This is a genomic window from Okeania sp. SIO3B5 (assembly GCF_010692555.1).
In the GTDB taxonomy this organism is placed as follows: domain Bacteria; phylum Cyanobacteriota; class Cyanobacteriia; order Cyanobacteriales; family Microcoleaceae; genus Okeania.
This window is the reverse complement of the sequence record NZ_JAAHHG010000540.1, coordinates 1-6,679: the sequence shown is the minus strand read 5'-3', so window position 1 is coordinate 6,679 and position 6,679 is coordinate 1. Positions and strand designations below refer to the sequence as shown.

The 6,679-nt window shown below is 36.0% G+C and carries 6 protein-coding genes; 2 read left to right on the top strand and 4 right to left on the bottom strand.

Going from position 1 to position 6,679, the window contains the following annotated elements; all coding sequences use genetic code 11:
- Positions 1-226: 226 nt before the first annotated feature.
- The 4 genes from F6K54_RS37730 to F6K54_RS37715 form a co-directional block, all read right to left on the bottom strand.
- Positions 227-1,210 carry a hypothetical protein gene (locus F6K54_RS37730; RefSeq protein WP_293089145.1) on the bottom strand — a complete coding sequence of 328 codons (984 nt, stop codon included), beginning with the start codon at positions 1,208-1,210 and terminating at the stop codon, positions 227-229.
- A gap of 1,489 nt (positions 1,211-2,699) precedes the next feature.
- Positions 2,700-3,050, bottom strand: coding sequence for a carbon dioxide-concentrating mechanism protein CcmK (locus tag F6K54_RS37725; protein ID WP_293089143.1), 351 nt, complete (start codon positions 3,048-3,050; stop codon positions 2,700-2,702).
- A gap of 107 nt (positions 3,051-3,157) precedes the next feature.
- Positions 3,158-4,441: a transposase gene (locus F6K54_RS37720; protein ID WP_293089141.1), complete on the bottom strand. Its 1,284-nt coding sequence runs from the start codon at positions 4,439-4,441 to the stop codon at positions 3,158-3,160.
- Positions 4,442-4,610: 169 nt separating this feature from the next.
- Positions 4,611-4,916, bottom strand: coding sequence for a BMC domain-containing protein (locus tag F6K54_RS37715; RefSeq protein ID WP_202225300.1), 306 nt, complete (start codon positions 4,914-4,916; stop codon positions 4,611-4,613).
- Positions 4,917-5,274: 358 nt separating this feature from the next.
- On the opposite strand from F6K54_RS37715, the gene F6K54_RS37710 reads away from it, so the two are divergent.
- Both F6K54_RS37710 and F6K54_RS37705 read left to right on the top strand, forming a co-directional pair.
- Entirely contained in the window at positions 5,275-5,886 is a 612-nt protein-coding gene (locus tag F6K54_RS37710) for a hypothetical protein (protein WP_293089137.1), read from the top strand.
- Between the two features lie 244 nt (positions 5,887-6,130).
- Positions 6,131-6,448 (top strand): hypothetical protein, encoded by a 318-nt coding sequence (locus F6K54_RS37705; protein WP_366558353.1) that lies wholly within the window; start codon positions 6,131-6,133, stop codon positions 6,446-6,448.
- The last annotated feature ends 231 nt before the right edge of the window (positions 6,449-6,679 follow it).

The following is a 6,679-nucleotide window of genomic DNA, read 5'->3' as shown; positions in this document are numbered from 1 at the left end:
TAAGCGCATTAAAGAGCGCATAGTTGGGCAAAAAAAAATATTCCCCTACCCCCTTACTCCCCTACTCCCCCGCTCCCCTACTCCCTAATATTTAATCTCCCCCACTCCCCCACTCCCCCACTCCCCCACTCCCCCACTCCCCCACTCCGCTACTCCCCTACTCCCAACTATACAATAACTATCGGAATGCTACGCAAACAGCATAGCTGCCTTTGATCGCTTAATTTTACAACCGATAATTAATACCTATTGCCAAAAGTAAACTTGCTAAAACACTACCTACAAAACCTATTCCCAAATTAGTCATATTTGACTGACTAGCTGATGCCATTGCTGTATTTAAATCTGGTGAAGTTAAACGCTCATAATTTTTCACAGCTACAATTGTTTCTGGTAGGGATGATATTAAACTTCCCAAAAAATAATGCAATCCTGCAAAAATTGAATCACCAAATAATTTAGTCAGTAAATCATCATAAATTTCAGTCCAAGCTATAAATAATGTATTTAAAATATAACATAATAATATCAATAAAGCGGTGCCTACAATAAACTTCCACCAACTTGCTTCATAATCATCTGCATTAATATCTTCAAATAATTCAGGTCTTTTTTGCTTAAACTGTTTTTCATAAAGAAAAAACACAAATATACCTGCTAAACAAGTTATCCCACCAACAATTACCCAAGGCAAAGTTCGAGAATCTATGACTTCTGGCAAAGGTGAAAATTCTGATTCACCAGTAATACACCAATAAGCTGTAGTCGCAAAGGTAAACATTAATAATGACATAGACAAATGCCAGAAAAATAGCATTTTTTCTTTATTCAGAATTTCAATAAAACTTTTAATATTAGATATTTTTCGTAAAAATACCCATTTACCTATAACAATTATTGGTGCAACAATAAACATCAGATAAATATTGGCAAAATTTGAACCTAGAGGAGTTGCTATACCTCCTAACCTACCGAGACTCAATGATAGCAACATCAAAAATAATTCAGGATTATTTGTACTAGAATTAATTACTATTGTGCGTTGATTTTTACCTAAATATTTTTCCGCTAGACCTGCTGCAGAATTTACCATAATATCTGTAGCAATAGGGATAAACCAAAAGCAAAAAATTATTGCTGTCAAGGCACTAATTGCCAAAAAAGTAATTTCATTAGTAGAGCGGTGTAATTGTATAATCCAAGTATCCATAGCTTCAGATAAGATTCAATATATAGCAGTCCTCGACACGGTTGTGTAGAAAATATTTTGGCATGAGCATGAGAGAGTACATAACAGTGCTAAGAGTTTCAGACTTTATTATCTGTATTTTAGTTTTGTTGCTATATGCTCGCCCTACTTACACAAAATTCAATCAGGAAATTAGCTACAATAAATAAAGACTATCTTGCTGTCATAGTCTTAGAGCGTTGTGGCTATTTTCAATCAAAATTTCATTCTATTTGTGTTTAATTGTCAACAATAGATAAATTCAAGACTTTTTTACCGAATTATTAATAATTAATAATTAAATAATTCTGGTTTAAAGCCTCCCCTTTTAAGGGGAAAAAAAGCGGTCGAGGGATGGATGGGTTTCCTAACCATATCCAATCGACCAAGAGAAGAAATAATATCTCCTGATATTCAATCAAGAACGGTTTTAACCAGAGGTAATTATCAATTATCCATTATCCATTATCAATTAATGAAAGAGATTCAATTCTGCTTATTTTAACAATAGCATCTTTAATGAAAATGTTCACTTATTACTTTTTTAATTTTCACTATTAAAATCTCACTAATTTTAAGATTTTTTTTGACAGAATATATAGCTTCCTAATTGATTCGGACAGTTTTGTGTGTTCTGGTTATTGATTTTTATAATTATTTAATAATCAAACTTAAAAGCCTCTTAATTATTTGAATAAATCAAGAAAAAAAAATTCACCAATCTTTTTTTATACAGGTAATTATTAACAATTACCGAATAATTAATAATTAATAATTAAATAATTCTGGTATAAAGCCTCTCCTTTTAAGGGGAAAAAAGCGGTTGAGGGATGGATGGGTTTCCTAACCATATCCAATCAACCAAGAGAAGAAATAATATTTCCTTATATTCAATTCCGTAACGGTTTTAACCAGAAGTAATTATCAATTATCCATTATCAATTATCAATTAATGAACTCTCCTTGAAAAGAAGAGGATTGACACAGTAGGGGAAAATTTTTTCTTTTTTCTCCTTGAAAGAAGAAGCTTTAAATCTTAATTATTCAGTAAAACATCCCCAACTGATAGCTTGTTGCTTAATTTTTAGGAGGGGTTTAAATCCCCTTCTAAAAAGTTGACCGCTCATTGCTGAACTGCTGTTTGCGGAGCATTCCGTCAGGAAAAGCTTTTTAATACTAACCAAAATTGTAACTCTTGGTCATACTATAGTCTTATGGACGGCTTCAAACAGAATAATTAATAATTAATAATTAATAATTAATAATTAAATAATTCAACTTACTATGCCTCCCCTTTCAAGGGGAAAAAAGCGGTCGTTTGCGGAGCATTCCGTAGGATGGGATGGCGAGGAAACCTGCGCCATATCCTAATCTACCAAGAGAAGAAATAATATTTCCTTATATTCAATTCCGTAACGGTTTTAACCAGAGGTAATTATCCATTATCCATTATCCATTATCAATTAATGAACTACCTATTAGGCAATCTTGGTACAGTTATTCCTTCTACTCGCTGGCGGAATTCTTCAACACCTTCATTAAAATCTATTGGTAAAACTGCCACAATATTATCGTGAGGGCGAGGAATAATTACCCAAGATTCCAAAGTAGCACCATAAGCTTTTTCAACAGCAGCAATTCCTGCATCCATAGCAGTTTTTACTTCCGAAACATCACCTCTAATTTGAACAGTAAACCGAGCACTACCAACCCTAATATAACCAACTAAAGTGACTCGACCCGCTTTTACCATTGCATCTGAGGCAGCTAAAATACCTGGAAAACCTTTAGTTTCCAGTGCCCCAACAGCTTGTTGTGCCATTATATTTCTCCTAAATTTAAGTTAAGAATTAATCTTTGCAATTAATTGTAAAAATTTTAGATGTCTGTCATAACTAAACTATATATTCAGCCAAATTATCAATAATATTAATTTGAGCTATCAATAAGTTTAGGACAATATTCATGTGACATCTCCCACACGCTCGCTGACGCTATAGTGTGGGCTTCTCGTTTCGTAGCCCCGGTATCCCGTCGGGCTCCACGAGCTTTAAGGACGGAATGCCCTACCGCCCTATTTTTGATATTTATCGCCGCATTCAAGTCGCGGTCTATTACAACACCGCAATGTGGACAAGAATGAGTTCTTATGTTTAATTCTTTCTTGACTTTTTCACCACAATTTGAGCAATCTTGGCTTGTATTTTTGGGATTCACTCCTATAGTCTTCTGTCCAGCATTTTCGGCTTTGACAGTCAAAATAGTTAGAAATTTTCCCCATCCAGCATCATTAATTGATTTACTCAAATGAGTCTTTGCTAGCCCTTTAATGTTTAAGTTTTCATGGGCGATAACTTCGGCTTTTGATAACAATTCATTGGCTGTTTTAAAATGAAAGTCTTTACGTTTATCGGCTACTTTCTTATGTTGTTTGGCTACAGCTAAAAGAGCTTTTAGCCATCTTTTACTACCTTTCTTTTTACGAGACAAACGTTTCTGTAGAGTCTTTAATCGCTTCTGAGAAGAGCGATAGTATTGAGGTATGGGGACTGATTCTCCTTCACTTGTTACTAAGAATTCTTTCAACCCCATATCAATTCCTAGAGTGTTTTTTAATGTAGGTTCAGCTTCACAACTCAAAGCTGGAACTGATTTGTCTTCTAGGGATAAAGTTACATAATAACCATCTGCTTTACGACTAATTGTTACTGTTTTAATTATAAAACCTTCTGGTATTGGACGATGCTGAATTAACTTTACTTTTCCTATTTTGGGCAAATTAATTTGATTTCCTTCTATGCAGTCAAGTTTGATTTGAGGATAAGTAAAACTACGATAACGTCCATTTCCTTTAAATCTTGGTTTTCCTAATCTAGTTCCTTTTTTGTCTGTTTTCAACCATCTATCGAAGGCAAGTTTTACCCGTTTTATGCAATCCTGCAGGACCTGAGAGTGAATTAGCTTGTAGTCAGGAAATTTGTCTTTGGTATTGACCAAATCTTTTTTTTGAGAGTAATAATCTGGATTATCTCTTAGTTGAGGAATTGGCATCACCAAGGGACAGGCGTTAACTGGACAACGGTTTTTTGACCACCATGAGAACCGCTCGCCTAATCGATAGTTGTACTGCCGACGCAACAATTCCAACCACATTTCTATTGTGGCTAACTGTTCTTTATTTGGCCTTAATTTATATTGGTAGGCAGTGCGCATGGTGGAAAATTTCCGGGGTTATTGCAAGATAATAATACAAGTTTTTCAACTAGGGCAAAAGCTTCTGCTGAGATGGCATGCAAATTGAATGGGTTCGATGCTCATTCAATTTGCCGCCGATTCATCTCACGCTCCTCTTAAAAATTATGGCGTGAGGCTTCTCGGCGATTCATCTAAATTGTTCACTAATTTCTGTATAACTTAGTGGTAATACAGATTCTACATTCTCCGGGGGATTAGGAACAATATAGTGACCATCCACTATACCACCATAGACTTTTTCTGCTGCTTCAATGCCAGCTTGGACTGAAGGATAAACTTCAGAAGTTGGTCCCCGAACTACCACGACAAAGTGGCCTCTTTCAGCTATACCGTAGTAAACTAAGGTAACTCGCGCAGCTTTGACCATAGCATCTGCAGCAGCTAATATACTGGGAAAACCAATAGTTTCTATGAGACCTACTGCTTCTGGCATAGAAATACTCCTGTACTCTGCAAAAATAAATCAATATAATTGTAATCCTAATGGCTGATGCTGTATATATAAATTGATAAAAAAGCAATTAATTAGACTGGACTATAAGCATTTTTATCTATATTCGATCTCTTTGAAATTTTCCTGAAAAATGTAGAATATAGTGTCATTTCAGTTATCAGTTAACAGTTATCAGTTATCAGTACCTCTTACTTCAGCTAGAGACTTTAAATCTGGAATATTCTCTTTTTTTATCCCCTTAAAAGGGGAGGCTATTGAACAGAATTATTTGATCACTAACTTAATCTAAATTTGTCAGATATTATTGCATTTAATTTTGTTGTAATTTAATTGATTTATGCACAATAGAATCAAGTATCAATTAATCAAAAATTTTCAGAATAATATGAGAGCGATCGCGAGTAAAAATCATAGCAAAATTCATGCGACAGTCAAATTTATTCTGGTTGTTCTATTAACTTTTGGCATAACAATTACTTGGTCATCTATAGCTTGGGCGCAAATACCATTCCTGACAAATATACAGCAAACAGAGAATCAAGGACCAATTTTTGATTGGTTTAATCGACCATATCAATGTGCTGGTAATTTAATGTGTAGTAAAGTCTGGTTTAATGGCAAACCTTTAATTACTGTCGCTGCACTATCAACTAATACAGAAGAGAATCAAAATGCTATTTCTACTGCCAAGCAAAGAGCAAAAACTGTAGAAATTAATCTTCAACAAGTTTTAAAGATAGCACTACAGTCAAAAGAACGTAAAATACCAAACCCATCACCTCCAAATTCAACTCCTACATCTAATAATCAATTACCAGAAAAAACCTCTAATCCTAATGGTAGTTTTGAAGTGGTGCAAAACTTGACAAAAGACTGGTCTAGGGTAGATTTTCTCATTGAAATTGCCTACAGTGCAGATGCTAGGAAAGCACTAAATAGGGCTTGCTGAAAAAGTCTTATGGGTGAAGGTAGGAGGTAGGAGACAGGAGACAGGAGACAGGAGACAGAATAAATGGGAATTTGGAGGAGGTAGGAGTAAGAATTTTCCCAAGATGGTTCTGCCCAACTCTTGACCAAAATCCTGAATTTTTGAACCATTACCACCTAAAACCTCGCACTTTTTCCAGATCTAAAATTGCTCAAACCAATATCAGTCAATAAGCGCGATATTTAATCAGCAAACCCTAAATATAATGGAAGAGGTGTCAGAGCAAATGCGAAATGAACCTGAATGGCAAGATAAAATTCTCGAACCTGCAATAATTCTCGGAGTTGATAATATTTCGCACACAGGGATTTTAATTCAAATTTGGATTAAGACTGCACCAATACAACAGTTTGCTGTAGGACGTGAATTCCGCCTCAGAATTAAACAAGCATTTGACCGAGAAAGTATTGCTATTGGTGTACCGCAGCAGTCTGTGAATTTTCAAAATTATCCTAAGAATGGTAGTGGCGATCGCAAAAATGGAGACAATTCATATTTTTCTGCTCTAGGAGGTGGGGAGTAGGGGTTCTTGAGGACACGGAGAGAGGGAGACACGGAGACGCGGAGAGGGGGTTCTTGAGGACACGGAGAGAGGGAGACACGGAGACGCGGAGAGGGGGTTCTTGAGGACACGGAGAGAGGGAGACACGGAGACGCGGAGAGGGGGTTCTTGAGGACACGGAGAGAGGGAGACGCGGAGAGGGGGTTCTTGAGGACACGGAGAGAGGGAGACACGGAGACGCGGAGAGGGGGT

What these genes read in the sequence shown, in the direction of transcription:
- F6K54_RS37730 (WP_293089145.1), bottom strand. Translation starts at nt 1,210, where the DNA reads ATGGATACTTGGATTATACAATTACACCGCTCTACTAATGAAATTACT.
- F6K54_RS37725 (WP_293089143.1), bottom strand. Translation starts at nt 3,050, where the DNA reads ATGGCACAACAAGCTGTTGGGGCACTGGAAACTAAAGGTTTTCCAGGT.
- F6K54_RS37720 (WP_293089141.1), bottom strand. Translation starts at nt 4,441, where the DNA reads ATGCGCACTGCCTACCAATATAAATTAAGGCCAAATAAAGAACAGTTA.
- F6K54_RS37710 (WP_293089137.1), top strand. Translation starts at nt 5,275, where the DNA reads ATGCACAATAGAATCAAGTATCAATTAATCAAAAATTTTCAGAATAAT.
- F6K54_RS37715 (WP_202225300.1), bottom strand. Translation starts at nt 4,916, where the DNA reads ATGCCAGAAGCAGTAGGTCTCATAGAAACTATTGGTTTTCCCAGTATA.
- F6K54_RS37705 (WP_366558353.1), top strand. Translation starts at nt 6,131, where the DNA reads ATGGAAGAGGTGTCAGAGCAAATGCGAAATGAACCTGAATGGCAAGAT.